The organism is Hydrophilobacter chitinilyticus (assembly GCF_049860745.1).
In the GTDB taxonomy this organism is placed as follows: Bacteria; Pseudomonadota; Gammaproteobacteria; order Burkholderiales; family Burkholderiaceae_C; genus Rhodoferax_B.
Genome location: NZ_CP187561.1, coordinates 880,989 through 907,852, shown reverse-complemented (window position 1 = coordinate 907,852; position 26,864 = coordinate 880,989). Strand labels below are relative to the sequence as shown.

Below are 26,864 nucleotides of genomic sequence, written 5' to 3'. Positions count from 1 at the left end.
GCAAGGTCTACGATGACGCTGCACAACAGCGTCGTCAACGGAGTCCAAAATGAAAACAGCTTGGGTATCAACCGGGCTCATCGCACTAGCCGCCACGCTCACCGGTTGCGCCACCGGCCCGGTGCAAGTCACCAGCGATGTGCAGACCTTCTCCAGCATCGCCACCGTCACCCCACCCGCCACCTACCGTTTCGAACGCCTGCCCTCACAACAAGGCGGCCAGGGAGCAGCCAATACGGGCCAACAACTGCTGGAGCAGTTGGCCGAGCCCGCGTTGGCCAAGATCGGTCTGATGCGCGACGACGCCAAAGCGCAATACAACGTGCAGGTCAACGCCACGCTCAAGTCGGTGGTGTTTGGCAACGATTTTTATGGCTACCCTTACTGGGGCTATCCACGCGTGTCGATGTTCTACGGCCGCGGCGGGTGGTGGCCCGGTTATGGCTACGGCCCTGGCATGGGATGGGCCTATGCCGACACGTACCCGCGCGACGTGCAGCGCGAAATCAGCGTGGTGCTGCGCGATGCCTCCTCCGGCAGCGTCGTGTATGAAACCCGCGCCAACAACTACGGGCTGTATGGCAATGACGGCATCGTGCTGCCGCTGATGTTTGAGGCCGCGTTGAGCGGCTTTCCGCAACCGCCACAGGGCATACGCCGCGTGACGGTGACGCCACCTGCGCCACCGCCTTCCCCGGCTGCACAGCCGGCTTCAGCCCCCGCCTCCGTGCCCTCTTCAACGCCCGCCACCCCAGCCTCCTAGAATCGGTGGCATGTTAGCCACCCGCATCATTGCCATTCGCCACGGCGAAACGGCCTGGAACGTGGATTCACGCATCCAGGGTCACCTCGACATTCCGCTCAACGACGTCGGGCGCGCGCAAGCCGCACGCGCGGCCGCAGCCTTGGCCGATGAGTCGGTGCAGGCCATCTACTCCAGCGACTTGTTGCGCGCTTACGAGACCGCGCAAGCCATTGCCCAAACCCTGGCGCAGCCGGTGTTGATCGACAAGGGCCTGCGCGAACGCGAGTTCGGCGTGTTCCAGGGCCGCACGTTTGCCGAAGTGGAAGCCGATGCACCTGAGCAAGCCATGCGCTGGCGCAAACGCGAGCCCGACTTCACCCCCGAAGGTGGCGAGTCGCTCAACGTGTTTCGCGACCGCGTTGTGCAAACCGCCAGCGCTTTGGCGGGTGCCCACCTGGGCCAACAAATTGTGCTGGTGGCCCACGGTGGTGTGATGGACGTGTTGTACCGCGCCGCCACCGGCCAAGGCGTGCAAGCGCCGCGCACCTGGCAGCTCAGCAACGCCGCCATCAACCGCCTGCTGTGGACGCCCGACGGTTTCACCCTGGTGGGCTGGGCCGACACCCATCACCTGGACGACCTTTCGCTCGACGAAAACGCGACCTGAACCGATGCAAACGACTACCTTCTGGCAACCCGCGCCGCCCGCTACCGTCGGCCAACACGTTTCGGAGATCGACACCCCTTCGTTGGTGGTGGACCTGGACGCCATGGAGCGCAACCTCCAGCGCATGGCCAGCTTCGCCAAGCGGCACAACATGCTGTGGCGCCCACATGCCAAGATGCACAAAAGCGCTGCCCTGGCGCTACAGTTGATGGAGGCCGGTGCGGTGGGCGTCTGTGTGCAAAAAACCGCCGAGGCCGAAGCCATGCTGGCCGGTGGCGTACGCAACATCTTCATCAGCAACGAAGTCACTTCGCTATCGAAACTGAAGCGCGTTGCGCTTATCGCACAAGCGCTAGCGGCAAAAAATGCTCATGCTTCACCAGGCCAGCTCGCTTTAGCGGTAGACAACCCCGAAGCCTTGCAACGCCTTGTGCAGGTGATGGCGGAAGCACTACCCCCCAGCGGCGCCGTGCTCGACGTTTTCATCGAAATCGACGTGGGCCAAGGCCGATGCGGCGTGGGTTCTGCCGCCGCTGCGTTGAGCTTGGCGCAAGAAATCGTGCGCCACCCGTTCCTGCGTTTTGCCGGGCTGCAGGCCTACCACGGCAAGGCGCAACACCTGCGCAGCCTGCCCGAGCGCGAAGCCGCCATTGGCGCCGCCGTGCGCTTGGCCGTGGTCACACGCGCGTTGATTGAAGCGGCAGGCATTGCGGTGCCGCTGGTCACCGGCGCAGGCACCGGCACCATGGTGCTGGAAGCCACGAGCGGCGTGTATGGCGAATTACAAGCCGGATCGTTTTTGTTCATGGACGCCGACTACGCCGCCAACGAGGCCGCCCCCACTGCGCCCACGTTTGAACACGCCTTGTTCGTCAAAAGCCAAATCGTCAGCACCAGCCCAACGCACGTGGTGTGTGACGCCGGCCACAAAAGCCACGCCATCGACTCCGGCCTGCCGCGCGTCTGGCCGCTGGGCCTGCCCGCGCCGCTGGGCTACTTCAACGGGGGCGACGAGCACGGCATCCTGCGCGCGCAAGCGCCAGGAGATGCGTTACCTAAACTCGGCGACACGGTGTGGCTGGTGCCCGGCCATTGCGACCCGACCGTCAACCTGCACGACCAGTTGGTCGGGGTGCGCGGCGGCTTGGTGAGTGGCACGGTCGAGAAGCTGATCCGCGTGGATGCACGCGGGGCGCTGACTTGAAAGACCGTTAAAAGGCCACCGCTCAAGGCGCCTCCAGCACCAGACGCATGCCCACCAGCGGGTAGCGCGTCTGCTGCGTATTCCAGTTGCGAAACGCCGGGCGAGCGTACAGCGCCCAGGTGTGCCACGAGCCACCTCGGCGCACACGCACGTTGCCATCGGCCGGGCCTTGCGGGTCGTCTACCGGCGACTTTGCGTAGTAGTCTTCGCCGTACCAATCGGCCGTCCACTCCCAGGCGTTGCCCAGCATGTCGTACAGGCCAAAGGCGTTGGGCTTGAAGCTGGCCACGGGGGCGGTGAAAGCAAAGCCGTCTGACACGGGCAAGGCCTGCGCCGTCCACTTGGGCCAATTGGGCGCGGCGCTCATGTCAAAAGTATTGGCCACTTGCGCCAGCGTTTTGGGGTCGTCGCCCAGCGGGTAGCGGGTGCGCGTGCCGGCACGCGCGGCGTATTCCCATTCGGCCTCGGTCGGCAGGCGGTAGTGGCGGCCTTCGGTTTTGCTGAGCCATGCGGCCATGGCCACCGCGTCGTTCCAGGTCACGTTGACCACGGGGTGGTCGTCGCCTTGCGCAAAGCCCGGGTTGCGCCACGAATAGCGTTTGTCGCGCCCTTCAAAGGCGTCGCCCGAAGCCGAGGTTTCGGAGTTGTAGGCAGGGTTGTAGCCGTAGCCGCCGGTGCCATCGGCAACTGACTCTGGCTGGTAGCCCGAGGCTTGCAAGAAGCGCCGAAACTGCGCCACCGTGACCTCGGTCTGTCCGATGTAGAACGGCTTGGTGATGCGCACGCGGTGCACCGGCGCCTCATCGGCCAAGTCGGTGAAACGCTTGGTCTCCAGTTGCGGAAAGGCTTGGGCCAGCGTGGCGGGCGCTTCGTCGCTGCCCATCAAAAATTCGCCAGCGGGCAAGCGCACAAAGGGCATGCCGAGGCTGTTGTCCATTGTCGGTAGCGGACGTGTGGCGCAGCCGCTCAACGTCAAGGCACACAACAGCACAACGACGGGGGCGAACTTCATGGACGCGTTCCTTATGTTTGAGAACGCGTGCACGTTCTAAAAATCAAGGACTCTTTGTAACAGGGTTTGATGCTGCCGAGGGCACACTATCGGCGGCACGCCACAGAATGCGGCTGGCATGCAACGGATCAAAGCCCGGCGCGCGGTTCAGGCGCACTTCGCCGCCCGGCACGCGCCAGATGATCTGCGGTTGCAGGTCGTGTTCAGGGCTGAGAGATTGCGCCGCTCCCAGGTCGCGCAGCAAGGCTCGCAGTGCCGTGTGGTGACGCCACCAGGGCACCAGCACCGTCGCTTCGCTCAAATGGCCGTCCACCAGCAGCAAGCGCAGTTGCAGTGCCGAAACCTCGTCCACCTGATCGGGTGTGGCCAAGCACTCCACTTGGGTGGGCTTGCTTTTGGCGGGCGCGCACACCAGTGCCAGCCCGTCAAAGTGCACCTTGAGCGCGGCCTCATCCATCTGCGCAGACAGTTGCGCGTAACGCATGGCGATGGCCGACTGGCCACTGGTGAGATGTTGGGCTACCAGACCGATATCGTCCGCAGGCTCAGTGTGGTCGGCCATGCCACTGTGCAACCACACTTCAGCCAACAAGCCCAACAGCAGCGCCAAGCCCAGGTAGCCCCAGCCGCCCAGGCGCAACAACAGCGGGCGATTCCGCGTGGGACTCATGGTGTCACTCCGGCAGGTGGTGTGTTTGGTGAAGTGGGTGCAGTCGACCGTGCACGGGCTTGCAGCGCATTCAGTTGCCGCGCAATGCCCTGCATTTCGGCATTTAAGGCGCGCAGTTGGGCCGTGTCTTCCGGGGTGACGGCCAGGCTGCCATTGGCGCGGCGCAGTTGGATGTCGACGTTGGCCGCCATCAGCACACACATGCGCTGCACGGCGGACGACAGTTGGCCCGCTGGCTCCCACTGCGGCGCGCGCAGCGTGCTCAACTGACGGCCCATGGCCTGGCATTGCGGCGTGACCACCTGGCGTGCGAAGCTCCAGTACTGCAAAGCGGTGATTTGACCCTGCCGAAAGCGCTGACCCTGCTGCTCCAGCGCACCAAAGGTTTGCTGAAAGCGCGGCATCACGCGGCGCAACACCATCTCGGCCTGCAACGATTGCATGGGCCAAACCGAAGGCACCGGAGTGCTCAACACCCCCACCACCAACAGCACACCTGAAACCACTGCGGCGCCCGCCACCGCCTTGAAGCGCTGCGCCCGGCCCACGTCTTCGTCAAAGGGCGCAGGCAACCACAAGCCCAGCAGCAGCCCCGCCACCAATCCGCCCGCGTGGGCCGCATTGTCCACACCGCTTTGCATCAAGCCCTGCACCAGCGAATACAGCACAAACAAGCCCAGGCCCAGCCAGATGCGCCGGTTCTCAGACCCTGGCATGCGGCGACGGTAGTGCCAGCTCACGGTGAGGATGGCGCCCATCACGCCAAAAATGGCCCCTGAAGCGCCGACCGAGACCGCCGTTTGCGCTGAAAAATGCAGGCTCGTCACAGCGCCAGCCAAGCCAGCCACCAGATACAACAGCAGGAACTGCAGATTGCCCAACAGACGGTTCAAAGGCCGCCCTGCCACAGCCAGCGCCAACATGTTGAAGCCCAGATGTGCAGCCCCGCCGTGCAAAAACATGGCCGTGAACATGCGCCAGTAAACGCCGTCCACCACCACTGAAGCGGCGGTGTTGCCACCCCATTGCAGCAGTTGCAAGGTGGACGGACGCATGGCGTTCACGCCTTGGACAATCTGCACCAGCCACACCCCGATGTTGGCCGCCAGCATGGCAAACAAGGCCCAGGTGTGCGGCGTGATGCGGTATAGCGCGTCGTCCAGCGCCACCGCGGCGCGGGCCCGGCCCACGCTGGGCGCCTCACCCAGCCCCGCTTCGGCCCGGCGCGGCGCAATCTGTGCATGGATGGCACGCAGGGCGTCTCGCTGTTGACGGGGGTCGAGCAGGTGCAGGCTCACGACCGGAGCGCTGGGGTTGCGCCCCGTCAGAAAGGATCGGCGGTTGGGACGCGTGGGCGATGGCGTCAGGTCCAGACGCACCACATGGCCAAGCAGCAGGCGGTCGGTTTCAGCATCAAGCAAATCGCTCCACGGCACCAGGCCTTGCAGTTGCGCACCACGTATGCCTTGCGCATCCAGCACGAGCACGGGCGCCTTGTTCAGTGCGTGGCGCACCAGGACCAGCACCGCCATGGCCGCAGGCACCAACACACACACCATGACGACAAACATCCACGGGCTGCCGTTCTCCCGCTGGCTCTCGAACAACGACCACAACATGGTGATGCCAAACAGCGCCACCATCAACGCGCTGAACAGGCTGTTGCTGCGCAGGCGCGGCTCAAACGCAAGCACGTCGCTGGCGGGTTCGGCCGGGTCCTCGCGCACGGGACTGGAAGCGTCGGTCATACCGTGCGGATACAGGTCGGGTGCGGTTCGCGATCAGCCGAACAAATCGGCATCGGTCTTCGGCGGGGTCACGCCGAGATGCCGGTACGCCGCCAAGGTGGCAATGCGGCCGCGCGGCGTGCGTTGCAAGAAGCCTTGCTGGATGAGATAGGGCTCGATCACGTCTTCAATGGTGTCGCGCTCTTCGCCAATGCTGGCGGCGATGTTGTCCAGCCCCACGGGACCGCCATCAAATCGCAGAATCACCGCTTCCAAAAATTTGCGGTCCATCAGGTCGAAGCCTTGCGGGTCGACATCGAGCATGGCCAGCGCGCGGTTGGCCATGTCGAGCGTGATGGTGCCGTTGCCTTTGACTTCGGCGTAGTCGCGCACGCGGCGCAGCAAACGGTTGGCGATGCGCGGCGTGCCACGCGAGCGGCGGGCAACTTCAAAGCCGCCGTCGGCATCAATCGGCGCATTCAGCAAACCGGCACTGCGTTTCACAATGCGCGCCAGCTCTTCGGGGGTGTAGAACTCCAGCCGTGCCACGATGCCAAAGCGGTCGCGCAGCGGGTTGGTCAACATGCCGGCGCGGGTGGTGGCGCCCACCAGGGTGAAGGGCTGCAGGTCGAGCTTGATGCTGCGCGCGGCCGGGCCTTCACCGATCATGATGTCGATCTGGTAGTCCTCCAGCGCGGGGTAGAGAATTTCTTCAACCACCGGGCTCAGGCGGTGAATTTCGTCAATGAATAAGACGTCGTTCTTTTCCAGGTTGGTCAGCAGTGCTGCCAGGTCCTTGGGTTTTTCGAGCACCGGGCCGCTGGTTTGGCGCAGGTTCACGCCCAATTCGTGGGCAATGATGTGGCTCAGCGTGGTTTTGCCCAGCCCGGGCGGGCCGAACAGCAGCACGTGGTCCAGCGCTTCTTCGCGCTTCTTGGCCGCGCCAATAAAAATTTCGAGCTGCTCGCGCGCCTTGGTCTGGCCGACATATTCGTCAAACAGCTTCGGGCGCAGCGCGCGCTCGATCGCCTCTTCGGCAGGCGACACCGGCGCGGCGGAAACCACGCGTTTGGCGGGGGGCGGAGCAAAATCGTCAGTCTGGATGGACACGGCAAAACCCGAAACGGGGCGCAAAAAGAGGGGAACAAATGGCTGCCGAACGGGTCCGTACGGCATGCGCCATCGACTATAGCCGTAAGGACACTCGTCACAAATCAACACGGTGCATGCCGCACGGACTCGGGCGGTCTGCGGCGTTGCGTTTCTGGCCAATAGCAAGGCTATTGGCTGCAAACCGCGCCTAGCAACCCATCCCGATCCGTACGTCCTGCCCTCGCGCTGATTTGTGCCGAGGATCCTCAAGTCTGCGACGCGAATGCCGATACAGAGTCGTAACCGGCGTCAGGGTGGTTTTGCCGCCCCATGCTTTTGGTCGGCCTTGCTCGCTGTCCCAACGTCTTTCAGAGCCCAAGCCCCGCATGAAACCAACTTCTCTGCCCCTCTCCGCAAAACCGCTGCCCATCTGGCGGGCTGTGGCTTGGCTGGGTGCGTCGCTGGTGGTCAGCAGCGCGGCCATTGCCGCAGACCCTCCAGCCAATACACCGGCACCGGCCAGCCGCATTCCGTCGCCTGCCAAGCCTGTCACCGCCCCCCCCACCAGTGCCAGCGGACAAGTCGCTGCGCCATCAAGTGCTGCTGCCGCTGAAAAACCGCTGTCGATTGGCGACCAGGTGCGCTTGGCTGTGGAGCAGATCAACAACATGCCGCAAACGCCGCCGCCGCGTCGATCGGCCATGCAGAGCCCGCGCCACCGCGCCACCAACCCTGTGCCGCGTGCGCCGTCGATGGCGGTATCGCCCTCGCCGAGCGTACAGACCACTGCGGCCGCACCAAATACGGCAGGAGCCAAAGGTGCAGTACAGCCCACCCCGGTGAGTGCACGCGCGAGTGTGGATGACCCCACGCATCAGCAGTATTTGCGTGCACGTGCCGCTGCTTTGGGCTCGTTTGCGGCCACCACTGGCGCGGCAGCCGCTGTGGGCCAACGCAGTGGCACTCCGGCCATGCGGGGCGACAAACAGGAGCAGGCCCCTCAGTTGCCGTGGTCTTATTCGGGTGACGCCGGCCCGCAAGCCTGGGGCAAACTGAAGCCCGAGTTCGCCACCTGTGGTTCAGGCCAACGCCAATCGCCCATTGCCATCGACGACAAAACGGCCCTGTCTGGCCCGGCCGAGCCCCTGACGCTGGAGTACAAAGCCAGCAACGGCTCGGTAGTGCACACCGGCCGCACGCTGCAGGTGGACGTGCAGGGCGAAAACTACCTCACCGTGCGCGGCACGCGCTACAAGCTGGTGCGCATGGATTTCCAGCAGCCGGCCGAAGAAATCGTCAACGGCAAGAGTTTTGCCATGGGCGTGCACCTGCTGCACCGCAGCGACGATGGCCAACAAGCCATGCTGGCGGTGCTGCTGGAACCCGGTGAAACCAGCCCGCTGGTCGACCAGGTGTGGACCTATGTGCCGCTGGACGTGCAAGACCGCGTGGCGTTTCCGCCAGGTGGCATCAACGTGGCTTCGCTGGTACCGCAAGACCAGCGCTACTACCAGTTCTTTGGCTCGCTGACGGCGCCGCCCTGCACCGAAGGTGTTTTGTGGATGGTGATGCGCCAACCCATGACTTTGAGCGCCAGCCAGTTGCGTCTGTTCACGCAACTGTTCCCGAACAACGCGCGCCCGGTGCAGCCGGTGAACGACCGCGTGGTGCGCGCGGCGCAGTAGGTTTTTATCCCTTTGATAAGGACTTGAGCGCCAGCTTGATACCGTCGCTCACACCCACATCGGCAGGCAAAGCCTTGAGCGCCAACGCCGCTTCTTTGTCGCTGTAGCCCAGCGCCATCAGCGCCTGCAAGATGTCGGCTTGTGCATCGTTGGCTGCACCGGCGGTAGCGCCGATGTCGGCACCCAGTTTGCCCTTCAGCTCCAGCAGCAAACGCTCGGCCGTCTTCTTGCCGATGCCCGGCACCTTGATCAAGCGGCCAGGCTCTTGCGCCGTGATGGCCTGCGCCAGGTCGCCCACGCCCATGCCTGAGAGCACGCTCAACGCCGTGCGCGGCCCCACGCCAGAGATCTTGATGAGCTGGCGAAACGCATCGCGCTCGGCGGCAGTGCCAAAGCCGTAGAGGATCTGCGCGTCTTCCCGCACCACAAAGTGCGTGAGCAGCGTGACGCGCTCGCCCACGCCGGGCAGGTTGTAGAAGGTGCTCATGGGCACATCCACCTGGTAGCCGACACCGTTGCAGTCGATCAGCAGTTGGGGTGGATTTTTTTCGGCCAAAAGGCCTTGCAGACGTCCGATCATGGGATCCTGAGAGATGAAAATTTGGGGCAGCGGCGACAATAAGCGATAACCGGCACAGCCCATGATCGTACGACACACCTTCTCCCCCCCTAACAACAACCGCCTGGACAACCTTTGCGGCCCGATGGACAGCCATTTGCGAACCATCGAAGCAGCCCTAGACGTCACCATTGCGCACCGGCACGAGCAGTTCAAGATCGACGGCACCAAGACCCGCACCAAGCAGGCGCTGGAAGTGCTGCAGGCGCTGTACGAAATGGCGGCCCGCCCCATCAACCCGGAAACCGTGCAGATCATGCTGGCCGGTGATGGCGCGGGCAACGATGGCAACGCGCCCGCCCTGCAAACCCGGCGCGGCGAGTTGCGCCCACGCACCGACAACCAGGCCAGCTACATGGAGAGCATCCAGCAGCACGACATCACGTTTGGCATTGGCCCGGCCGGCACCGGCAAAACCTATCTGGCTGTAGCCTGCGCCGTGGACGCACTGGAGCGCAGCGCCGTGCAGCGCATCGTGCTCACCCGTCCCGCAGTCGAAGCCGGTGAACGCCTGGGCTTTCTGCCGGGCGACCTGAACCAGAAGATCGACCCGTACTTACGCCCGCTGTACGACGCGCTGTACGACCTGATGGGTTTCGACAAAGTGCAAAAAGCGTTTGAACGTGGCGCCCTTGAAGTCGCGCCGCTGGCCTTCATGCGCGGCCGCACGCTGAACAACGCCTTCGTCATCTTGGACGAAGCGCAAAACACCACGCCCGAGCAGATGAAGATGTTCTTGACGCGCCTGGGCTTCGGCGCCAAGGCCGTGGTCACCGGCGACGTGAGCCAGATCGATTTGCCCAAAGAGCAACTCAGCGGCTTGATCGACGCCGAGCGTGTGCTCAAGCGCACCAAAGGGATCGCCATTTGCCGTCTGAACAGCGGCGACGTGGTGCGCCACCCGCTGGTCGCTCGCATTGTGGATGCCTACGACACGCGCGGCCGGTCGGACCTCGAAGCGCGCGACCGCGACTTGGAAATCGAAGTCGCACCGCGACCGCGTGCACGCCTGCGGCGTACGGCTTGATTCTTCATTTTGATAGCTGCTTACGCATATCTGACAATCGCTGGAGGCCATTTTGGCACCTAAGAAAGCCCTACCCGATCTGCAACTCTCGCTGCAGTTTGGCAAGCTGCTCGACGCCGCGCCGCACCGCGCAGCACTCGCGCGCACCCAAGTAACGCGCTGGATCCGCCATGCGCTGCAACTGGATGGCGAAATCACCGTGCGCATCGTTGACGCCGAAGAAGGCCAGACGCTGAACCGCGAGTACCGGCAAAAAGATTACGCCACCAACGTGCTCACCTTTGACTACACCCAGGAACCGGTGGTCTGCGCCGACCTGGTGCTGTGCGCGCCGGTGGTGGCGCGCGAAGCTGAAGAAAACGGCAAAACACTACAAGCGCACTACGCCCACCTGCTGGTGCACGGCACCTTGCACGCGCAGGGCTACGACCACGAAACCAGTGCAGCCGATGCGGACGAGATGGAGGCGCTGGAGATCGAGATCATGGCCCGCCTGGGCTTTGAGAACCCTTACGAGAACCCGCACGTTTAGCGATACCGCCCACATTTGGTTTCAAACTGGTTGACATCTTGTAAACATTTTGCAGGACAATTTTTAGCATCATGCAAAATCCAATTTTTAGATTTTTTGTATTCACACTGATACTGATCGGTGCCCATACAAGCTACGCGCAGCCAGCACCGCCCATCAGCAAGGCGGGCACCGTCAAGCTGGTCAAAGGCCAAGTGCAAGTTGAAAATGTGCAGGGTGCCAAGGCACTGCGCTCCGGCGATGCGGTCAGCACCGCCGATGTCGTGACCACCGGCGCCGACGGCGCAGCCAGCCTGGTCTTACGTGACGGCAGCACGCTGATGGTCGGCCCCAACAGCCGGCTCGAACTCAAAAGCTTCGCCTACGACTCGACCACCCAAGACGGCAACGTTCTGCTCTCCCTGCTGCGTGGCTCATTGCGCATGATCACCGGACTCATTGGCAAAACGCACCCCGAAGCGGTGGAAATCCGCACGCCCACCACCATCGTGGGTGTACTCGGCACCGACTTCATTGTGCAAGCCGAAGGCGAGGTAAAGCCATGATGCGCACGTCCACCAAAACCCTGGCCCTCGCTGTGGCCCTGTTGGCACTGGCCGGTTGCGCCGCCCCGCCCACCACCGGCGTGGTGCTGCTGCCGCAAGACGACGGCACGCCGTCTGCTGTGCGGGTAGTGTCCGCAGGCGAAACCCGCAAGTTGTCGCAGCCTTACGAACGCGCCACGGCCGTGCAGGGTTCACCCATCCTGACCGACAAGACCACCGCAGCCGACGTACAAGCCGCCTACCCCGACGTATTTGCGTTGCGCCCGGCCAAGCCGCAGCGCTTCGTCATCTACTTTGAAGCTGGGGCCTCTGAGTTGAGCCCCGAGGCGCAAAAGACCTTGCGCGAAGCCTTGGCGCTGGCCCAAAGCCGCCCCGGCGCCGACATCGTGATCACCGGCCACAGCGACACCGTGGGCGATGCTACGGAAAATGACGCTCTGTCGCTGCGCCGCGCCCAGCAAGTGCGCGACCTGCTGATCCAAAGCGATCTGTACAAGCAGAACCCACTGCCGGCCGAACGCATAGAGGCCGCCGGTCGAGGCGAACGTGAACTGGCCATCCCCACAGCCGACAACGTGGCGGAACCGCAAAACCGGCGCGTGGAAATTCTGGTTCGCTGAACATCCAAACGACAGGGCTCTCCACCCTGTATTTTTTTCTTATGTCTTTTTACGCAGCGCCCATCTGCATGGGAATGGTCACCGGGCCATCGTTGACCAGATGCACTTGCATGTCGGCGCCAAACTGCCCGGTCGCCACCTGCGGCACCAAGCGCTGCGCTTGCACCACAAAGTAGTCGTACAAACGGCGCCCCTCATCGGGCGCTGCGGCCCCGGTAAAACTAGGCCGGTTACCACCTGAGCAATCGGCCGCCAAGGTGAACTGGCTCACCACCAGCAACCCACCGGCCACATCTTGCAAACTCAAATTCATCTTGCCTGCCGCGTCGCTGAAGATGCGCAGCTTGACGATTTTGGCGAGCATCTTGTCGGCCACCGCTTCATCATCGCCACGCTCGGCGCACACCAGCGCCAGCAGGCCGGGGCCGATGGCGCCCACGGTGGTGCCCGCAATGTCCACACGGGCTTCCAGCACCCGCTGCAAAACAACTTTCATCTCAAAAATCTCGCGTCATCAGGATGCCGCCGCAGCCGCATCCTCGTTGGTTTCTAAATAGGCTTCCACATTGGTGGGCAGCAACTGGATGGTGGCGCGCAGGCCGGGCACGTCGTGCATCAGCGCTTGCTCTACGTCCGAGCGCAACGCAGCGGCCTGGCCCAGCGTCAAATCGGCCGGCATGTGCATGTGCAAATCGACAAAGCGGCGCTGGCCGGACTTGCGCGTGGTGACATGGTCAAAGCGTAGCTTGGGGCCAGCAAACCTGGCCAGCGTTTGCTGAATCTGCGTCTGCACTTCGGGCTCCAGCGCTTCATCCATCAAGCCCTGCGACGAACGCCACACCAGGTGCGCACCCTCGCGCATGATGTTGACCGCAACCGCAATCGCCACCACCGGGTCGAGCCACAGCCAACCCGTCCATGCCACCATTGCAATGCCCACCACTACACCGGCCGACGTCCACACGTCAGAGAACAAATGCCGGGCATCGGCCTCCAGCGCAATCGAGCGGTGCTGGCGCGAGGCCTGCAACATCACCCAACCCAACACGCCATTCAACACCGAGCTGCCCACCGACAGCGCCAGGCCCAAACCCACCTGTTCAATCGGCTGCGGCGAGGCAAAACGATGGCTTGCCGCCCAGATGATGCCGAGCGCGGCGGCGATGATCAAAATGCCCTCGAAGCCAGACGAAAAGTACTCGGCCTTGTGGTGGCCGTAAGGGTGGTCTTCATCGGCCGGGCGCTTGGCAATGGTCACCATCACCAGCGCAAAAATCGCGCTCGCCAGGTTGACGAAAGACTCCATCGCATCAGACAACAAACCCACCGAGCCGGTGAGTTTCCAGGCCCAGGTTTTGAGCGTGATGGTCATCAGCGCCACCACCACCGAAGCCCAGAGCAGACGTTGCGGCGTGAACAAGGAAGAAGATTTGGCGAACATCAACAGATTGTCGCCCACCATGCACAATGCGCCCCTATGTCGAATGCATGGAAAGCAATTCAAAGCCGTGGCGGCTGGCTGCTGGCGTGGGTCGTGCTTGCCGCACTGGGCAGCGTGGCACTGGCACGGCAAGAGCTGACGCGCCAGCGCGAAGACTTTGAAGCCAACGCCCGCATCGCCCACCGTCTGCTGAGCCAACGTGCGGTGCAGCAAGACGCGGTGTTGGCCACGCTGGCCTTGCTGCAACCAGCTGGCAGCACCGACCCCAGCGCGCTGCCCGAAAAACGTTTGTCGTCGGTGTACCCGCAGATTCTGGACGTGCAGCGTCGCGCGCCCGAGCAAGCCTGGGTGCAGCCCTTCTTGACCACTGCCGAGGCCACCTCGCGCAAGGCCGGGCGTGTGGCGTTGGCCTCGTCCCACCTCGACCAGGGGCGCTACTGGCTGGTGCTGGGCGCAGACCCCATCAGCTATGCCCTGCAAATTGACCTGGGCACGATGTTGCCGTGGACTGAATGGCCCATGGAGCGCGACACCAGCCCGGTGCGTGTAACGCTGGAGCAAGAGCAGCAGATTTACGAAGTGCAGCCCGGACACATCGGCACCGGTGCCTTCAGCGGATGGCGCTTTGAGTTCCACAAACACCTGGCCAGCGACAGCCAACCGTTTGACGTGTTTGCACTGCGCCAAGTGGGCTGGGGCGAACTGCCCTGGGGCTGGATGCTGGGCTGGACTGCCGCAGTGACCGTGCTGCTGCTCGCCCTGCAAAACGCCATGCGCCAACGCGCCGAACGCAAGCGTGCCGAAGAGCTGCTGCGCCTGGGCCAGGTGGCGCGCCTGAACACGCTGGGCGAACTTGCCGCTGGCATGGCGCATGAGCTCAACCAACCGCTCACCGCCGTACTGGCCAACACCCAGGCCGCCAGCCGCCTGTTGAACGACGACCCGCCCGAACTCGACACCGCGCGTAGCGCCATGGCCCAAGCCATCGAGCAAGCGCGGCGCGCCGCCACCGTGGTGGGCCGCCTGCGGCGCGCGGTGGAGCGCCCCGACCTCGCGGGTCAACTGCAACCCGTGAAGCTGCAAGACGCCGTGCGTGAAGTGCTGTATTTGCTGGAGCCCGAATGCACCCGCCGTGGCGTCACACCACAAGTGCAAAGCCCAGGTGCCGATGTGCACGTGCTGGCCGACCGCGTGGCGCTGGAGCAGATCGCCCACAACCTGCTGATGAACGCGCTGCAGGCGCTGGAGCAAACACCCACGGGCGAACGCACGCTCACCGTGACCATCGCCGCCATAGAAGGCCAAGGCACGCTCAGCGTGCAAGACAGCGGCCCCGGCATTCCGGCCGACGTGTTGCCGCGCATCTTCGAGCCGTTTTTCTCCACCCGCAGCGGCGGCTTGGGCCTGGGGCTGAACCTGTGTGAAAGCCTGGCCGGCAACATGGGCGGCAAGCTGGTGGCCAGCAACGTCAGCCCGCACGGCGCCTCACTGCAACTGTCTCTCCCGCTCGCCACGCCCACCTCACCATGAACACCACGCTGTCCCCGCTCATCCACCTCATCGACGACGATGCCGCTGTGCGCGACAGCCTGGCGCTGCTGATCAGCACCGTGGGGTTGCGCGTACAGACCTGGGCCGACCCGCAGGCCTTTCTGGCGCAGTTTGACCGCCAGGGTATCGGCGCCATCGTGCTCGACGTGCGCATGCCCGGCATCAGCGGCTTGAGCGTGCTCGACACGCTGGTGGCGCAGGCGGTAGACCAACCCGTGATCATGCTCACCGGCCACGGCACAGTGGACATGTGTCGCCGCGCGTTCAAGGCCGGCGCTGCCGAGTTTTTGGAAAAGCCGGTAGACGACGAAGCGCTGATTGAAGCGCTGCAAAACGCCGTGCGCCAGCATGTGCGCTCGCGCGAGCGGCACCAGGCCGACCGGCAGGCACGTGAGCGCTACGCGCAGTTGTCCGAGCGCGAGCGCGAGGTGCTGGGGCTCATCGTCTCAGGCCTGACGAACAAGGAGATTGGCCGCGTGCTGACCGTGTCGCCACGCACGGTGGAAACCCACCGTGCCAACCTGTTCGCCAAGCTGGAAGCGGAGTCCTTGGCACAACTGATTCGCAGCTACGCGGCGCTGGCGGACGAGAACACATAACGCCACTCCGTAGTTTTACGGAGGGTGCGGCGTAGGCGTACGCATGGGCAGATCAGCCCCGGTTTTTTACAGTTCATGCACGGTTGAACGAACAGTTTGATTCAACCGAATTCACTGCATAAAACCCGGAGCACACCATGACCAAGTCCCTCAAATTCGCCTTCATCGCCCTCGCCTGCGCAGCGGGTGCCGCCAACGCCCAAGCTCAAAGCGCAGTACGCACCGAGCGCAACATGTCGCTGGAACTGGCCAACCAAATCGCCGCCACGGCCGTGGCAACCTGCGCCACCAACGGCTACGCCGTGAGCGCCACCGTCGTGGACCGCGCGGGCACCGTGCGCGCCGTGCAACGTGCCGACAACGCCGGCCCGCACACCCTGGCCGCCAGTCAGCAAAAGGCTTTCACGTCGGCCTCCGCCAAGAACAACACCCTGGCCATCATGGAAATCGCCCAGAAGAACCCCGGCGCGGCCAACCTGGTGAACATCCCCGGCTACCTGCTGCTGGGCGGTGGCGTGCCCGTGAAGGTGGGTAATGAAGTGATCGGCGCTGTGGGCGTGGGCGGTGCACCCGCTGGCAACCTGGACGAGCAATGCGCCCTGGCCGCCATCGACCACGTCAAAGAACTGCTGAAGTAAGACCCATGAAGAGGCTGACTATGCGCTTGTACCACTTGACCCGCCAGGGCGTCCCTCTGGCCTTGGCCACCGCAGGCTTCTCGGTCTTGAGCGGCTTTGGCGCTCTTCCGGCACTGGCCCAAGTCCCACCTAGCGCGGCGCAGGTCAGCCAGTACAAAGGCCTGCATGCCGCCGCCCAGCACGGTGACGTGGCCAAGGCCGAAAAACTCATCGCGCAAAAGGTGGACTTGAACACCCGCGACGAACAAGGCCGCACACCGCTGCACGTGGCGGCCTTTGCCAAGCAATCTCCGGTCATCAAACTGCTGGCGCAAGCTGGTGCGGATTTGTCTGCGATGGAAAACGACAAATACGACGCCGTGACCATCGCCGCCGTGGCCGACGACGAAGCCACACTCGCCACGCTGCTGGCGGTGGGCGCCAGCGCCAAACTCACCACCAGCCGCTACGACGGCACGGCGCTGATCGCGGCCGCCCACTTGGGCCACGACGGTGTGGTGCGCCAGTTGATCGCCGCCGGTGCGCCACTCGACCACGTGAACAACCTGCACTGGACGGCGGTGATCGAATCGATTGTGCTGGGCGACGGTGGCCCGCGCCACCAGCAAACCCTGCGCGCCTTGATCGACGCGGGGGCCAGCCTGCAGCTCACCGACCGCCAGGGCAACACGCCGCTGCAACTGGCGCGCACACGCGGCTACCGCGAGATGGTGGTGATGTTGGAGCAAGCCGGGGCCAGCACGAAACGCTAAGCGCGCTGAGGGTTGATCCCGGGGGCTAGGCCTAAACCGCGCGGCTACGATGGCGCGCGCTCATCCTATCCACCCGAGGAAAAACCTATGAAAACAAGCACCCGTGGTCTCAGCATCGTTGCCGCAGCCCTGCTCACTCTGGCCACATTCACAACGAACACCGCCTTCGCCCAAGCGTCTGGCCTGACCCGCACCATGGTGGGCAAAGCCGATGTGTCGGTGCCCGGACGTGAAGCCGTGGTGGCGCGCGTGGAAGTCGCCGCTGGCGCCAGAGCCGGTCGGCACACACACCCCGGCGATGAAATCAGCTACGTGACCGACGGCGAAGTGACCTTGCTGGTCGACGGCCAGGAGCCGCGCAAGATCAAAGCCGGCGAATCGTTTGTAGTGCCGGCCGGCGTGGTGCACGACGCGCACAACGACTCGGCCGCGCCCGTGAAGTTGGTGGGCGTGTATGTGGTGGAAAAGGGCAAGCCGCTGGCCAGCCCTGCTCCTTAAGCCGGCAAGCTTAAGCCAGGGTGACGCGGGCGAACTTGCGTTTGCCCACTTGCACCACGTAAACACCGGCCTCTAGCTTGAGGCCCTTGTCGCTGACCACGCTCGAGTCCACCCGTACGCCGCCGCCGTCGATCAGGCGGTTGCCTTCGGACGTGGAAGCGGCCAACCCGGCCTGCTTGAGCAACTGCGCAATGCCCAACGGCGCGCCAGACAAACTCACTTCAGGGATTTCATCGGGCACGCCGCCCTTGCTGCGGTTGATGAAATCTTGCTCGGCCGCGTCGGCTGCCGCCACCGAGTGGAAACGTGCGGTCAGTTCCTTGGCCAGCGCCACCTTGGCGTCTTTGGGGTTGCGGCCGCCTTCGATTTCAGCCTTGAGCGCGGCAATTTCAGCCTCTGTCTTGAACGACAGCAAGGTGTACCAACGCCACATCAACACGTCGGAAATGCTCAACACCTTGGCAAACATGGTGTTTGGCTCTTCGGAAATGCCGATGTAGTTGTTCTTCGACTTGGACATCTTGTCGATGCCGTCCAGCCCTTCAAGCAGTGGCATGGTAAGCACGCACTGCGGTTCTTGGCCGTATTCCTGCTGCAGATGGCGGCCCACGAGCAGGTTGAACTTCTGGTCGGTGCCACCGAGTTCCAGGTCGCTCTTCAGCGCCACCGAGTCGTAGCCCTGCATCAACGGGTACAAAAACTCGTGCACGCTGATCGACTGGCCGCCCTTGAAGCGGTCGTGGAAGTCGTTGCGCTCCATCATGCGTGCCACGGTGTAGCGCGAAGCCAGTTGGATCATGCCGCGCGCGCCCAGCGGGTCGCTCCATTCGCTGTTGTAGCGAATTTCGGTTTTGCTCGGATCCAGCACCAGGCTGGCCTGCTTGTAATAGGTTTCGGCGTTGAGCTTGATCTGCTCGGCCGTGAGCGGCGGACGCGTGGTGTTGCGGCCCGACGGGTCGCCAATCAGCGAAGTGAAGTCGCCAATCAAGAACACCACGGTGTGGCCCAGGTTCTGCAGCTGGCGCATCTTGTTCAGCACCACGGTGTGGCCGAAGTGGATGTCGGGCGCGGTCGGATCCAGGCCCAGTTTGATGCGCAGCGGCGTGCCGGTGGCTTCTGAGCGCTGCAGTTTGCGCACCCAATCTTCTTGGGGAATGAGCTCATCACAGCCGCGCAACGAGACGGCCAAAGCCTCTTTCACGCCGTCCGACATCGGCTGCGCGGGGCTAGTTTGCTTTTCGGTACCCGGATGATTCATATTGTTTCTAGGATTGTGGCAAAAAGTGTGCACAGCTATACTCTACCGTTGCTGTATTCCGTGATTTTAGTTGGCGCTGTCAGACAAGGCGCCGAATCGCTGAGATCCCCAGGCGCAGCGTTTCGGTTACTTATTGTCTATAGCGGGGAATTGCACATTGAATAACGGTCTGAAAACCGTCGGAGACAACCTTTCCGCACTGGTGCGACGCCACCCCAAACGCGTCACCGCTGTCATCTCCGCCCTGCTGCTGGTCAGTACTGGCGGCGCTTATGCTGTTGCCTCCCTTGGCCCCGATATGTCTGACGTCCCCGTGCGTCAAATCACCGAACCGGTTGCCGACCTGCCACTGCAGCTCCAGGCCGATGCCCTGGACGCCCACAATTTCAACCTGTTTCGCACGGACGTCACCCGTTCCAGCGACACCGCCAAATCTTTGCTGGCCCGCCTAGGGATTGACGATGCCGACGCCGCCGCCTTTTTGCGCAGCGATGCCAAAGCCAAGACCGCCCTGCTCGGCCGCTCTGGCAACACCGTCACGGTAGAAGGCAGCGACACCCACACCCTGCAAAAGCTCACCGCGCGCTGGAGCGCCGGCAGTGGCGACACCTTCCAACGCCTGGTGATCGAAAAAACCCCTGTGGGTTTTGCCTCGCGCGTGGAATCCGCCCCGTTGACGGCCAACAGCCGACTGGCTGGCGGTGTGATCCGCAGCTCGCTGTTTGCCGCCACCGACGAAGCCAACATTCCCGACGCCATCGCCTCGCAGTTAATCGAAATCTTCTCCGGCGACCTGGACTTTCACCGTGGCCTACGTAAAGGCGACCGCTTCTCCATCGTTTACGAAACGCTGGAAGCCGACGGCGAACCGCTGCGCGCCGGACGCATTTTGAGCGCCGAGTTCGTCAGCAACGGCAAAACGCTGCAAGCCATGTGGTTCGCAGAACCCGGCAAAAAAGGCGCGTACTACACGCTCGACGGCCAAAGCCTGCACCGCGCGTTCTTGGCTTCGCCGGTCGCGTTTTCGCGCATTTCCAGCGGGTTTGAAATGCGCGAGCACCCCATCCAGCACCGCTGGAAAGCCCATTTGGGCGTGGATTACGCAGCCGCCACGGGCACACCCGTGCGCACCGTGGGCGACGGCGTGGTCGAGTTTGCAGGCGTGCAAAACGGCTTTGGCAACGTGGTGTTCGTGAACCACCGCAACGCCAACACCACGGTTTACGCCCACTTGAGCCGCATCAATGTGAAAAAGGGCCAAGCCGTCAGTCAGGGCGACCTGATTGGCAACGTGGGCTCCACCGGCTGGGCCACCGGCCCCCACCTGCACTTCGAGTTCCGCGTGAATGGCATTCACCAAGACCCGATGACCATCGCCAAGCAAAACATCAACGCTGAGCCCGTCTCGGCGGCGGCGCGCCCGGCGTTCAACCAGTTGGCGTCGGTCATGCGCACGCAACTGAGCGCGGGCGAAGCCGTTCGCCAAGCCAGCGCACAGTAAACCCACACGGGCGCCGCTGGTCGATATGTCTGCCGCGCGCCCTTCTGAGCTCTACATTGGCCTGATGTCCGGCACCTCGCTGGACGGCGTGGACGGTGTGTTGGTCGACTTCTCCGGCCACACGCTCAAAGTTCTGGGCCACGCCACAGGCAGCTTCTCGGAAGCCTTTCGCGCCGAATTGCTGGCCCTCAACACCCCTGGCGACAACGAGCTTCACCGCGCAGCCTTGGCCGCGAATGCACTGGCGCGCAGCTACGCCGGCGTGGTGCAAGCGCTGCTGGCCCAAACGGGCATGGCCGCCAGCGCCGTACGCGCCATTGGCGCCCACGGGCAAACCGTGCGCCACCGCCCGCAAGAGTTCGACACCGCACCCGGCCAGCCTGGCGGCTACACGCTGCAAATCAACAACCCGTCACTCCTGGCGGAAGCCACCGACATCGACGTGGTGGCGGACTTCCGCAGCCGCGATGTGGCAGCGGGCGGCCAAGGCGCACCGCTGGTGCCGGCGTTCCACCGCCAGGTCTTCGGCCAGCCCGGCCAAGCTTTGGCCGTGCTGAACATCGGCGGCATCTCCAACCTGAGCGTGTTGCCTGCCGACGCCACGGCGGGCATGCTGGGCTTTGACTGTGGCCCGGGCAACGCACTGATGGATTACTGGTGCCAGCAGCACACCGGCCAGCCTTTCGACCGCGATGGCGCTTGGGCGGCGCAGGGCCACGTCAATCCGGCCTTGTTGGCTCGCTTGAATGCAGAGCCGTTTCTGAAAAAGCCGCCACCGAAAAGCACCGGGCGCGACTTGTTTAACCCAGCGTGGCTATCGCAACAGTTGGCGACCCTGCCAGCGGTGACGCCAGTGGATGTGCAAACCACCTTGACCGAATTCACTGCCAGCGCTTGCTGTGATTGCGTAGACAGCTATGCAAAAGATAGTAAAACGTTGATCGTTTGCGGTGGCGGCGCACTCAATGGCGAGTTGATGCGCCGCTTTCAACGGCGCTTGCCGGGCGTGGCCGTTGCGTCTTCAGGAGAGCACGGTCTGCCGCCGCTAGAAGTCGAAGCCGCAGCCTTTGCGTGGCTGGCACGGCAAACGGTTTTCCGCCTACCCGGCAACCTGGCCAGTGTGACCGGCGCCCGTGGTGAACGGGTGCTCGGCGCGGTCTACCCGGCCTGAGCACGACCTGGCTCAGGTCACATCTCGTGGCTCGGTCTTGGGGTTGCCCACCACCGTCGTGCCGTCAGGCAACTGCCAGAAAATCCAGGCCGAAGCCATCGTCATCACGCCCATGGTGGCAAACGTCGCGTGGAACGCGCGCAGCGTTTGCGCTGCACCCGCCGGTTGAAAGTAGCCGGTGTAAGCTTGCAGCACCGCGCCAGCCGCCGCCACACCCATGCCGATCGCCAGCATCTGCACCATCGACAGCAAGGTGTTGCCACTGCTGGCCTGCGGGCCGTCCAGATCCTTCAGGGTGACGGTGTTCATGGCGGTGAACTGCAGCGAGTTGAACATGCCAAACAGCGCCAGTTGGGCCACGTGCAGCCAAGTCGGCTGACCCGGGTCCATCAACGCAAAGCTGGCCATCAGCAGCCCCACGATGGCGGTGTTGCCCACCAGGGTGGTGCGGTAGCCCAGACGCTTGATCAACGGCGTGGCCACCGATTTGGTGATCATCCCGGCAATGGCCACCGGCAACATCATCATGCCGGCGCGCGCGGGTGAATAACCCATGCTCACCTGCAACAGCAGCGGAATCAAGAATGGCATGCAACCACTGCCCAAGCGGCAGAACAAGTTACCCAGCAGGCCAATGCTGAGTGTGGGAATGCTGAACAATTGCGGCGAGAACAGCGGATCGGGCCGGCGCGCCGCCCGCAGCCAATAGGCCGCCAGGCTGGCCAGGCCAAACACCAGCAAAAGCATCACCGCCGCTTGCCGCAGGCCGAGATCGGACAAGCCATCCACCGCCAGCGAAAGCGACACCATGCCGAACGCCAACAGCAGGTAGCCACCCAGGTCAAACCGTTTCACTTCGGGCACGCGGCCGTCGGGCATGTATTTCAGCGTGGCGAAGCAGCCCAACACGCCAACCGGCAGGTTGATCAGAAAGATCCAATGCCAGGTGGTGAACTCCACCAGCCAGCCCCCCAACGTGGGGCCGATCAGCGGGCCGATGAGCCCAGGAATGGCCACAAAACTCATGGCCTGCAAGAAACGCTCGCGCGGAAAGGCGCGCAGCACCGAAAGGCGGCCCACTGGCAGCAGCAACGCGCCGCCCAGCCCCTGCAGCACCCGCGCGGCCACCAGTTGCGTCAGCGTGTGCGACATGGCGCAGGCCAGCGAGCCAATGGTGAACAACACGATGGCGCTGACGAACACGCGGCGCGTGCCAAACCGGTCTGCCAGCCAACCCGACGAAGGAATCAGCATGGCCATGGTCAACGAATAAGCCACCAGCACCGACTGCATGCGCAGCGGGCTCTCGCCCAGGCTGGCCGCCATGGCGGGCAGCGCGGTGTTGACGATGGTGGCATCCAGCGTCTGCATGAAGAAGCCAATGGCCACCAGCCAGAGCAATAGTTTTTCTGATTTCTCGCCTTGCACGTTCACGCCCTCTCATCCATCACAGTTCAATATCAGTTCAATCTAGGGCCCACGAAAAAGCCGCCCGAAGGCGGCTTTGTTCTAGCAGCGTGGGGTGCCAAACTCAAGCAGAGAAGCTGGAGCCGCAACCGCAGGTGCTGGTGGCGTTGGGGTTCTTGATGACGAACTGTGCGCCTTGCAAGTCTTCCTTGTAGTCGATCTCGGCGCCCACCAGGTATTGGTAGCTCATGGCGTCGATCAACAACGACACGCCATTTTTGGTCATGGTGGTGTCGTCTTCGTTGGTGATTTCATCAAACGTGAAACCGTATTGGAAGCCCGAGCAGCCCCCGCCCTGCACAAACACGCGCAGCTTCAGGTCTGGATTGCCTTCTTCGGCAATCAGATCGGCCACTTTGGCGGCAGCGCTATCGGTGAACACGATAGGGCTGGGCATTTCGGTTTGGATATTTTCGGCAACTGCACTCATGGGGGGGAACTCCGTAATTTTTTGAAATCGTACTTCAATTTGCTTGGCAGGGTCGGCTAGCCGTTGTTTGCCGCTAACGTCAATACGGTCTTTTCAGCCGTGGGGGTCAACGACTGCAATTGGCCCTCGATCACAGCGCCCTGATGCATCTCCAGCGCCGCATAACGCACATCGCCGACGATGCTGGCCTTGGGCTGCAATTCCAGCAGCACCGCCGCGTACAAAGGCCCTTCGACACGACCATTGACGATGACGTGGTCGGCATGCACCTCGCCCTTAACCACCGCTGTCTCTGAAATCACCAAAATGCTGGGGCTGCCTTCGGTCGAGCGAATGGAGCCCTGCACTTCCCCGTCGATGCGCATGCCGTCAGAGAATTTGATTTCCCCGGTGATCTTGCTGCCATGGGCAATCAAACTGCGGATTGGCGGCTGCTTTTTCTTTCCGAACATCGGGAGACCTCAGTTAAGCATGAGTTGAGGGCCAATCAGCCCTTATCAACATTCATCAACATTTATTCAAGCTGTATGGCTTGCACGGCACGGACTTGGCTGCCCTCGAGCACGCGGGCAGAGACATTCTTCACCACGGCTTGGGCAGGCAAATCCGCCACGCCTTCCACCCGCAAATACTGGCGCAACTGCAAAGGCTGGCCGCCACTCGGGATGGCTTGGCTCCAAGGCACGCCATTCAGGGTACCGGTAAACGTCACCATCAACAAGCCTTTAAATTCGGGCGCGTTTTTGGTGGGCTGCAGCACCAGCACTTGCCAGCGCATCTGGCTGCCGTCGAGCGCGCCGCCGAGCATTTCAGCTTGCAGCCCACGGATGGCAATGGCGTCGCTGCCATTGGCCGGAATCAGCTTCTCGAAAAACAGCAAATCGTCGCGCAATGATTGGTTGGCGCCTTCCAGTGCCTTGATTTGCGTCAGCAGGTGTTGGCTGGCGGCTTTTTCGGCGGTCAACAAGCTCTGGGCGGTGTTCACCACCAATTCAGACTCGGCCTTTTCGGCCCTCAGCTGCAAAACTTCGTTCTGCAGCCGCAAAAAAGATTCTTTGGAATAGGCCTCGAGCCCGGCGATGCGGCGGCCAAAATCAAACGCGTAGAGTGCGATCGCGCCACACAAGCCCAGCATCACGGCAGCCATCATCCAGCGCAGCGGCCACGGCAAGGCGCTGCGCACGGCCATGCGCGGAGAGGTGATCGTCAGGCGACGACGCAGCAGCTTCAGGCGCATAAATCAGTGTTGCGCATCGGCGCATAAAACAAAAAAGCCGCCGGAGAAAAATCTCGGGCGGCTTTTTGGCAAGCAGAAGACAGCACAACTTGGCTCCGGCGCATGCCCCATCCATAAGACAGGCCTGCTGCAGACACCACAAGGCATAGGCCTCGCAACGTCTTCCGGTTTTCCATCGACTGTCCTCGCAGTCGCGAAGCTTAACGCTTCGAGAATTGCTTGCGGCGGCGAGCGGAGTGCAAGCCAACCTTTTTACGTTCCACTTCGCGAGCGTCACGGGTCACGAAACCAGCTTGGCTCAGCACGGGCTTGAGCGTTGCGTCGTAATCGATCAGAGCGCGGGTGATGCCGTGGCGAGTAGCGCCGGCTTGGCCGGATTCACCACCACCGTGGACGTTGACTTGAATGTCGAACGTTTCGACATTGCCGGTCAGCACCAGAGGCTGCTTGGCAATCATGATCGAGGTTTCGCGGCCAAAGAAATTCTGGATGTCTTTGCCGTTAACCGTGATCTTGCCGGTACCTTTTTTGATGAACACGCGGGCGACGCTAGATTTGCGACGGCCGGTGCCATTGTTCCATTCACCAATCATCAGAATGCTCCTTAGATGTCCAACACTTTGGGTTGCTGGGCGGTGTGCGGATGTTCCGCACCGCCGTACACCTTGAGCTTCTTGATCATGGCGTAACCGAGCGGGCCCTTGGGCAGCATGCCCTTGACGGCCTTTTCCAGGGCGCGGCCTGGGTGCTTGGCTTGCATGTCACGGAAGTTGGTGGCAGTGATGCCGCCTGGGTAACCGGAGTGACGGTAGTAAATCTTGTCGAGCGGCTTGGCGCCGGTCACACGCAGTTGTGCTGCGTTGATGATGACGATGAAGTCACCGGTATCGACGTGAGGCGTGTAAATGGCCTTGTGTTTGCCGCGCAAACGGAGAGCAACTTCGCTGGCTACTCGTCCGAGGACCTTGTCGGTCGCGTCAATCACAAACCACTCGTGCACCACGTCAGCGGGTTTGGCGCTGAAGGTCTTGGTCATGAGTTTTCTCTTTAAAGAAAGTTGGTTTGGCCAACCTAAAGGGGTTGGCGTCCTGGTCTGCCCTTTTCCACGGTCGGTGTTTCTCTGAAGGAAACCTCTTAGGTGGGAGTTAAATTTCTGCCGCGGGACACACCAGACGCTGCAGAACCCAGCATTATAGAGGGATTGTCGCCGTAGAGCTAGCCCCATTTCGGCTGAACCGTTACCATCGCAGACTATGTTCAGCTACCGCCACGCCTTTCATGCGGGTAACCATGCCGATGTGCTCAAGCACACCGTGGTCATCGCCGCCCTCAAACACCTGACCCAAAAGGACACCGCCCTCGCCGTGGTCGACACCCACTCCGGCGCCGGCCTGTACCGTTTGGACGGTGACTACGCCGAAACAAGCGGCGAAGCGGCCAACGGCGTAGTGCGTTTGCAAGCCCCTGCAGAAGCCGGGGCCGAACCCCTGGCGCCCGCGCTGCAAGACTATCTGGACATGATCGCCAGCTTCAACAACAAGGGCAGCCACAAGGTCTACCCCGGTTCGCCGTTCATCATGCAGCGCCTGATCCGCGAGCAAGACCGGCTGAAGCTGTTTGAATTGCACCCGACCGACGCCAAAACCCTGGCCGCCAACATCGCCCAGCTCGACGCTGGCCGGCAGATCGCCGTGTTCCGCGAAGACGGCTTTGAAGGATCGCGCAAATTCTTGCCGCCACCCAGCCGCCGCGGTTTCCTGCTGTGCGACCCCAGCTATGAAATGAAGAGCGACTACGAGCGTGTGTTGACCATGGTGAGCGAACACATGAAGCGCTTTGCCACCGGCACCTACGCCGTCTGGTACCCGATCATTCCGCGCCCCGAAGCACACGACCTTCCACGCCGCCTGAAAACCATGGCAACCAAAGCCGGCAAGAGCTGGCTGCACGCCACGCTGACGGTCAAGTCCAGCAAGATCATCACCAACACTGACGGCGAAACCATCCGCCCCGGCTTGCCCGCCAGCGGCATGTTCCTGATCAACCCGCCGCACACGCTCAAGGCTCAATTGGATGCCGCGCTGAAGCAATTGGTGGTGCGCCTAGCGCAAGACAAAAACGCCACGCACACGCTCGAATCCGGCGGCTAAATTTTCAGCGCCCCAAAACAAAAACC

Annotated in this window: 30 protein-coding genes; 16 read left to right on the top strand and 14 right to left on the bottom strand. The window is 62.8% G+C overall.

Translation table 11 applies throughout. The features are described from left to right. Positions 1–49: 49 nt before the first annotated feature. From ACPWMG_RS04305 to ACPWMG_RS04295, 3 genes are read left to right on the top strand one after another with little or no spacing between them, the layout of a single operon-like run. Entirely contained in the window at positions 50–763 is a 714-nt protein-coding gene (locus ACPWMG_RS04305) for a DUF4136 domain-containing protein (RefSeq protein WP_483303423.1), read from the top strand. A gap of 10 nt (positions 764–773) precedes the next feature. Further along, entirely contained in the window at positions 774–1,412 is a 639-nt protein-coding gene (locus ACPWMG_RS04300; RefSeq protein WP_483303422.1) for a histidine phosphatase family protein, read from the top strand. A 4-nt stretch (positions 1,413–1,416) separates the two neighbouring features. Further along, positions 1,417–2,616 (top strand): DSD1 family PLP-dependent enzyme, encoded by a 1,200-nt coding sequence (locus ACPWMG_RS04295; protein WP_483303421.1) that lies wholly within the window; start codon positions 1,417–1,419, stop codon positions 2,614–2,616. A 22-nt stretch (positions 2,617–2,638) separates the two neighbouring features. Here the strand turns inward: ACPWMG_RS04295 and ACPWMG_RS04290 are convergent, their stop codons facing one another. From ACPWMG_RS04290 to ruvB, 4 genes are read right to left on the bottom strand one after another with little or no spacing between them, the layout of a single operon-like run. Next, positions 2,639–3,628 carry a formylglycine-generating enzyme family protein gene (locus ACPWMG_RS04290; RefSeq protein WP_483303420.1) on the bottom strand — a complete coding sequence of 330 codons (990 nt, stop codon included), beginning with the start codon at positions 3,626–3,628 and terminating at the stop codon, positions 2,639–2,641. 43 nt (positions 3,629–3,671) lie between these two features. Beyond that, positions 3,672–4,298: a hypothetical protein gene (locus tag ACPWMG_RS04285; RefSeq protein ID WP_483303419.1), complete on the bottom strand. Its 627-nt coding sequence runs from the start codon at positions 4,296–4,298 to the stop codon at positions 3,672–3,674. Beyond that, positions 4,295–6,046, bottom strand: a complete 1,752-nt coding sequence (locus ACPWMG_RS04280; protein ID WP_483303418.1) for a rhomboid family intramembrane serine protease — start codon at positions 6,044–6,046, stop codon at positions 4,295–4,297. The genes ACPWMG_RS04285 and ACPWMG_RS04280 overlap by 4 nt, the downstream gene beginning before the upstream one ends. Before the next feature lie 33 nt (positions 6,047–6,079). Continuing rightward, a complete protein-coding gene (gene ruvB / locus ACPWMG_RS04275; protein WP_483303417.1) occupies positions 6,080–7,135 on the bottom strand; it encodes a Holliday junction branch migration DNA helicase RuvB in 1,056 nt (351 codons plus the stop codon). Positions 7,136–7,503: 368 nt separating this feature from the next. On the opposite strand from ruvB, the gene ACPWMG_RS04270 reads away from it, so the two are divergent. Beyond that, the gene (locus ACPWMG_RS04270) at positions 7,504–8,802 is read left to right on the top strand and encodes a carbonic anhydrase (protein WP_483303416.1); all 1,299 of its coding nucleotides are present in this window, start codon (positions 7,504–7,506) and stop codon (positions 8,800–8,802) included. 4 nt (positions 8,803–8,806) lie between these two features. Here the strand turns inward: ACPWMG_RS04270 and ruvA are convergent, their stop codons facing one another. Continuing rightward, a complete protein-coding gene (gene ruvA, locus ACPWMG_RS04265) occupies positions 8,807–9,382 on the bottom strand; it encodes a Holliday junction branch migration protein RuvA (RefSeq protein ID WP_483303415.1) in 576 nt (191 codons plus the stop codon). Between the two features lie 61 nt (positions 9,383–9,443). Between ruvA and ACPWMG_RS04260 the strand changes: the two genes are divergently transcribed. The 4 genes from ACPWMG_RS04260 (at position 9,444) to ACPWMG_RS04245 (ending at position 12,145) form a co-directional block, all read left to right on the top strand. Further along, positions 9,444–10,448, top strand: a complete 1,005-nt coding sequence (locus tag ACPWMG_RS04260; protein ID WP_483303414.1) for a PhoH family protein — start codon at positions 9,444–9,446, stop codon at positions 10,446–10,448. A 52-nt stretch (positions 10,449–10,500) separates the two neighbouring features. Then, positions 10,501–10,980 carry an rRNA maturation RNase YbeY gene (ybeY, locus tag ACPWMG_RS04255; RefSeq protein ID WP_483303413.1) on the top strand — a complete coding sequence of 160 codons (480 nt, stop codon included), beginning with the start codon at positions 10,501–10,503 and terminating at the stop codon, positions 10,978–10,980. A gap of 71 nt (positions 10,981–11,051) precedes the next feature. Next, a complete protein-coding gene (locus ACPWMG_RS04250; RefSeq protein ID WP_483303412.1) occupies positions 11,052–11,525 on the top strand; it encodes a FecR family protein in 474 nt (157 codons plus the stop codon). Further along, positions 11,522–12,145 (top strand): OmpA family protein, encoded by a 624-nt coding sequence (locus tag ACPWMG_RS04245; RefSeq protein ID WP_483303411.1) that lies wholly within the window; start codon positions 11,522–11,524, stop codon positions 12,143–12,145. Before ACPWMG_RS04250 ends, ACPWMG_RS04245 begins: the two co-directional genes overlap by 4 nt. A gap of 49 nt (positions 12,146–12,194) precedes the next feature. Here the strand turns inward: ACPWMG_RS04245 and dtd are convergent, their stop codons facing one another. Together dtd and ACPWMG_RS04235 are read right to left on the bottom strand one after the other, a co-directional pair. Further along, positions 12,195–12,641, bottom strand: coding sequence for a D-aminoacyl-tRNA deacylase (dtd, locus tag ACPWMG_RS04240; protein ID WP_483303410.1), 447 nt, complete (start codon positions 12,639–12,641; stop codon positions 12,195–12,197). Between the two features lie 18 nt (positions 12,642–12,659). After that, a complete protein-coding gene (locus ACPWMG_RS04235; RefSeq protein WP_483303409.1) occupies positions 12,660–13,586 on the bottom strand; it encodes a cation diffusion facilitator family transporter in 927 nt (308 codons plus the stop codon). A gap of 36 nt (positions 13,587–13,622) precedes the next feature. Here ACPWMG_RS04235 and ACPWMG_RS04230 point away from each other — a divergent pair, with 36 nt between their 5' ends. The 5 genes from ACPWMG_RS04230 (at position 13,623) to ACPWMG_RS04210 (ending at position 17,624) form a co-directional block, all read left to right on the top strand. After that, on the top strand, positions 13,623–15,116 hold the full coding sequence (locus ACPWMG_RS04230; RefSeq protein WP_483303408.1) for a sensor histidine kinase: 1,494 nt from the start codon (positions 13,623–13,625) through the stop codon (positions 15,114–15,116). Then, entirely contained in the window at positions 15,113–15,736 is a 624-nt protein-coding gene (locus ACPWMG_RS04225) for a response regulator transcription factor (RefSeq protein WP_483303407.1), read from the top strand. The genes ACPWMG_RS04230 and ACPWMG_RS04225 overlap by 4 nt, the downstream gene beginning before the upstream one ends. 137 nt (positions 15,737–15,873) lie before the next feature. Then, positions 15,874–16,374, top strand: coding sequence for a GlcG/HbpS family heme-binding protein (locus ACPWMG_RS04220; protein ID WP_483303406.1), 501 nt, complete (start codon positions 15,874–15,876; stop codon positions 16,372–16,374). Between the two features lie 5 nt (positions 16,375–16,379). Then, positions 16,380–17,126, top strand: a complete 747-nt coding sequence (locus tag ACPWMG_RS04215; protein WP_483303405.1) for an ankyrin repeat domain-containing protein — start codon at positions 16,380–16,382, stop codon at positions 17,124–17,126. Between the two features lie 87 nt (positions 17,127–17,213). Continuing rightward, positions 17,214–17,624: a cupin domain-containing protein gene (locus ACPWMG_RS04210; RefSeq protein WP_483303404.1), complete on the top strand. Its 411-nt coding sequence runs from the start codon at positions 17,214–17,216 to the stop codon at positions 17,622–17,624. A 10-nt stretch (positions 17,625–17,634) separates the two neighbouring features. On the opposite strand, the gene tyrS is transcribed toward ACPWMG_RS04210, so the two are convergent. After that, positions 17,635–18,882: a tyrosine--tRNA ligase gene (gene tyrS, locus ACPWMG_RS04205; protein WP_483303403.1), complete on the bottom strand. Its 1,248-nt coding sequence runs from the start codon at positions 18,880–18,882 to the stop codon at positions 17,635–17,637. A gap of 157 nt (positions 18,883–19,039) precedes the next feature. Between tyrS and ACPWMG_RS04200 the strand changes: the two genes are divergently transcribed. Both ACPWMG_RS04200 and ACPWMG_RS04195 read left to right on the top strand, forming a co-directional pair. After that, entirely contained in the window at positions 19,040–20,383 is a 1,344-nt protein-coding gene (locus tag ACPWMG_RS04200; RefSeq protein WP_483303402.1) for a peptidoglycan DD-metalloendopeptidase family protein, read from the top strand. Positions 20,384–20,408: 25 nt separating this feature from the next. Then, positions 20,409–21,554, top strand: coding sequence for an anhydro-N-acetylmuramic acid kinase (locus ACPWMG_RS04195; protein ID WP_483303401.1), 1,146 nt, complete (start codon positions 20,409–20,411; stop codon positions 21,552–21,554). A 12-nt stretch (positions 21,555–21,566) separates the two neighbouring features. Here the strand turns inward: ACPWMG_RS04195 and mdtD are convergent, their stop codons facing one another. From mdtD to rplM, 6 genes are all read right to left on the bottom strand, one after another. Continuing rightward, positions 21,567–22,925, bottom strand: coding sequence for a multidrug transporter subunit MdtD (gene mdtD / locus ACPWMG_RS04190; protein ID WP_483305174.1), 1,359 nt, complete (start codon positions 22,923–22,925; stop codon positions 21,567–21,569). A 160-nt stretch (positions 22,926–23,085) separates the two neighbouring features. Further along, positions 23,086–23,451 (bottom strand): iron-sulfur cluster insertion protein ErpA, encoded by a 366-nt coding sequence (erpA, locus tag ACPWMG_RS04185; protein WP_483303400.1) that lies wholly within the window; start codon positions 23,449–23,451, stop codon positions 23,086–23,088. Between the two features lie 56 nt (positions 23,452–23,507). After that, positions 23,508–23,903 (bottom strand): bactofilin family protein, encoded by a 396-nt coding sequence (locus ACPWMG_RS04180; RefSeq protein ID WP_483303399.1) that lies wholly within the window; start codon positions 23,901–23,903, stop codon positions 23,508–23,510. 62 nt (positions 23,904–23,965) lie between these two features. Further along, the gene (locus ACPWMG_RS04175) at positions 23,966–24,688 is read right to left on the bottom strand and encodes a DUF6776 family protein (RefSeq protein ID WP_483303398.1); all 723 of its coding nucleotides are present in this window, start codon (positions 24,686–24,688) and stop codon (positions 23,966–23,968) included. A 200-nt stretch (positions 24,689–24,888) separates the two neighbouring features. Further along, positions 24,889–25,281: a 30S ribosomal protein S9 gene (rpsI, locus tag ACPWMG_RS04170; protein ID WP_422832453.1), complete on the bottom strand. Its 393-nt coding sequence runs from the start codon at positions 25,279–25,281 to the stop codon at positions 24,889–24,891. Positions 25,282–25,292: 11 nt separating this feature from the next. Continuing rightward, entirely contained in the window at positions 25,293–25,724 is a 432-nt protein-coding gene (rplM, locus tag ACPWMG_RS04165; RefSeq protein ID WP_422832451.1) for a 50S ribosomal protein L13, read from the bottom strand. A 217-nt stretch (positions 25,725–25,941) separates the two neighbouring features. On the opposite strand from rplM, the gene ACPWMG_RS04160 reads away from it, so the two are divergent. Continuing rightward, positions 25,942–26,838 carry a 23S rRNA (adenine(2030)-N(6))-methyltransferase RlmJ gene (locus tag ACPWMG_RS04160; protein WP_483303397.1) on the top strand — a complete coding sequence of 299 codons (897 nt, stop codon included), beginning with the start codon at positions 25,942–25,944 and terminating at the stop codon, positions 26,836–26,838. The last annotated feature ends 26 nt before the right edge of the window (positions 26,839–26,864 follow it).

Bases quoted from the DNA above. Each gene is read 5' to 3' on its own strand.
- ACPWMG_RS04195 (WP_483303401.1), top strand. From the start codon at position 20,409: ATGTCTGCCGCGCGCCCTTCTGAGCTCTACATTGGCCTGATGTCCGGC.
- ACPWMG_RS04285 (WP_483303419.1), bottom strand. From the start codon at position 4,298: ATGAGTCCCACGCGGAATCGCCCGCTGTTGTTGCGCCTGGGCGGCTGG.
- rplM (WP_422832451.1), bottom strand. From the start codon at position 25,724: ATGACCAAGACCTTCAGCGCCAAACCCGCTGACGTGGTGCACGAGTGG.
- ACPWMG_RS04270 (WP_483303416.1), top strand. From the start codon at position 7,504: ATGAAACCAACTTCTCTGCCCCTCTCCGCAAAACCGCTGCCCATCTGG.
- tyrS (WP_483303403.1), bottom strand. From the start codon at position 18,882: ATGAATCATCCGGGTACCGAAAAGCAAACTAGCCCCGCGCAGCCGATG.
- mdtD (WP_483305174.1), bottom strand. From the start codon at position 22,925: ATGCAGACGCTGGATGCCACCATCGTCAACACCGCGCTGCCCGCCATG.
- ACPWMG_RS04160 (WP_483303397.1), top strand. From the start codon at position 25,942: ATGTTCAGCTACCGCCACGCCTTTCATGCGGGTAACCATGCCGATGTG.
- ACPWMG_RS04220 (WP_483303406.1), top strand. From the start codon at position 15,874: ATGACCAAGTCCCTCAAATTCGCCTTCATCGCCCTCGCCTGCGCAGCG.
- rpsI (WP_422832453.1), bottom strand. From the start codon at position 25,281: ATGATTGGTGAATGGAACAATGGCACCGGCCGTCGCAAATCTAGCGTC.
- ACPWMG_RS04180 (WP_483303399.1), bottom strand. From the start codon at position 23,903: ATGTTCGGAAAGAAAAAGCAGCCGCCAATCCGCAGTTTGATTGCCCAT.
- erpA (WP_483303400.1), bottom strand. From the start codon at position 23,451: ATGAGTGCAGTTGCCGAAAATATCCAAACCGAAATGCCCAGCCCTATC.
- ACPWMG_RS04225 (WP_483303407.1), top strand. From the start codon at position 15,113: ATGAACACCACGCTGTCCCCGCTCATCCACCTCATCGACGACGATGCC.
- ACPWMG_RS04305 (WP_483303423.1), top strand. From the start codon at position 50: ATGAAAACAGCTTGGGTATCAACCGGGCTCATCGCACTAGCCGCCACG.
- dtd (WP_483303410.1), bottom strand. From the start codon at position 12,641: ATGAAAGTTGTTTTGCAGCGGGTGCTGGAAGCCCGTGTGGACATTGCG.
- ACPWMG_RS04245 (WP_483303411.1), top strand. From the start codon at position 11,522: ATGATGCGCACGTCCACCAAAACCCTGGCCCTCGCTGTGGCCCTGTTG.
- ACPWMG_RS04280 (WP_483303418.1), bottom strand. From the start codon at position 6,046: ATGACCGACGCTTCCAGTCCCGTGCGCGAGGACCCGGCCGAACCCGCC.
- ACPWMG_RS04260 (WP_483303414.1), top strand. From the start codon at position 9,444: ATGATCGTACGACACACCTTCTCCCCCCCTAACAACAACCGCCTGGAC.
- ACPWMG_RS04235 (WP_483303409.1), bottom strand. From the start codon at position 13,586: ATGTTCGCCAAATCTTCTTCCTTGTTCACGCCGCAACGTCTGCTCTGG.
- ACPWMG_RS04175 (WP_483303398.1), bottom strand. From the start codon at position 24,688: ATGCGCCTGAAGCTGCTGCGTCGTCGCCTGACGATCACCTCTCCGCGC.
- ACPWMG_RS04290 (WP_483303420.1), bottom strand. From the start codon at position 3,628: ATGAAGTTCGCCCCCGTCGTTGTGCTGTTGTGTGCCTTGACGTTGAGC.
- ACPWMG_RS04210 (WP_483303404.1), top strand. From the start codon at position 17,214: ATGAAAACAAGCACCCGTGGTCTCAGCATCGTTGCCGCAGCCCTGCTC.
- ruvA (WP_483303415.1), bottom strand. From the start codon at position 9,382: ATGATCGGACGTCTGCAAGGCCTTTTGGCCGAAAAAAATCCACCCCAA.
- ACPWMG_RS04230 (WP_483303408.1), top strand. From the start codon at position 13,623: ATGTCGAATGCATGGAAAGCAATTCAAAGCCGTGGCGGCTGGCTGCTG.
- ACPWMG_RS04300 (WP_483303422.1), top strand. From the start codon at position 774: ATGTTAGCCACCCGCATCATTGCCATTCGCCACGGCGAAACGGCCTGG.
- ACPWMG_RS04250 (WP_483303412.1), top strand. From the start codon at position 11,052: ATGCAAAATCCAATTTTTAGATTTTTTGTATTCACACTGATACTGATC.
- ACPWMG_RS04295 (WP_483303421.1), top strand. From the start codon at position 1,417: ATGCAAACGACTACCTTCTGGCAACCCGCGCCGCCCGCTACCGTCGGC.
- ACPWMG_RS04215 (WP_483303405.1), top strand. From the start codon at position 16,380: ATGAAGAGGCTGACTATGCGCTTGTACCACTTGACCCGCCAGGGCGTC.